Genomic DNA, 935 nt, shown 5'->3' on the forward strand with positions numbered 1-935 from the left:
GGGCCCTGTTTAGACGCGTGATTTCACGGTGATGAGTGGCTAACGCTAAGTTCGATGTTTCTGACAGCGCATTTCAGGACGAGTTCGCGGAACTGACCGAACCAGGTTCGAGCACGAACGATCTCACCGTATTTTCGGCGAAGTGCGAAAAATGTGGATTCGGCATTCGAGCGTTGATGGTAGATCGTATCATCTTGCAAAAGATTGTTAGCGATGCCGTGCCAGCCAAATTCGCGGTGCTTGATCACTGGTTTCACGCCTTCAGCTCGTAATCTTTGGCGAAGCAACCACCAATCGTAGCCTTTGTCGGCGGTAAGAATGTTCAGTTTGTCGAGGTTGCGTTTGACCATCTGCCAGCCGATCTTGGAATCGTGCGGTTGTTTCATCGAGCAATGTATGTCGAGGATCGCACCAGTTTTGCAATCGCTCAGAAGCGTCGTTTTCACCGCTTCGAACGTGTAATTTGTCCGTTTTGCGTAGTGCTGGCTGGCAGCTATCCGATCCATGCCGGTTGCGTCGATCGCCTGTACATCACCGAGATCGTGCAACTCCGCAGACAACCGCAGCAAGACGCGCCAGATTCGCATTTCGAGATCCTGCTTGCGCGTACACACGGTGGTAAAATCAGGCAGATCAGCCACCGCTAGGTCGAGTTGAGCGACGATTCCATGCATCTCGTGAAGCACGTCCAGCAGCCGCCGATACGTGTGATCAAGATACTCGCGGAGACCGTGAATTGTCACGATCACCCAGTCAGCGTACCCATTTTCTCCTTCTTCGAACGCTGGATCCGGGTCGCCGACGACGGCTTTTTGAGCAAGCGAGACAACCCGATCAGTGAAGCGGGCCAGCTTGGATGACACAACCGGCTTTTCCCGCTTCACTTCCTAGTAAGTTAGACATTTAGCCGCTCTTACTAGCGTCTAAACACGGCC

At 52.9% G+C, this 935-nt stretch carries 1 protein-coding gene; it reads right to left on the reverse strand.

Translation table 11 applies throughout. The features are described from left to right. Positions 1-23: 23 nt before the first annotated feature. Positions 24-884, reverse strand: a complete 861-nt coding sequence (locus tag ACMGFG_RS24225) for an IS5 family transposase (RefSeq protein ID WP_436932854.1) — start codon at positions 882-884, stop codon at positions 24-26. Positions 885-935 lie beyond the last annotated feature (51 nt).

Source organism: Halosimplex halobium, assembly GCF_051414055.1.
GTDB lineage: Archaea > Halobacteriota > Halobacteria > Halobacteriales > Haloarculaceae > Halosimplex > Halosimplex halobium.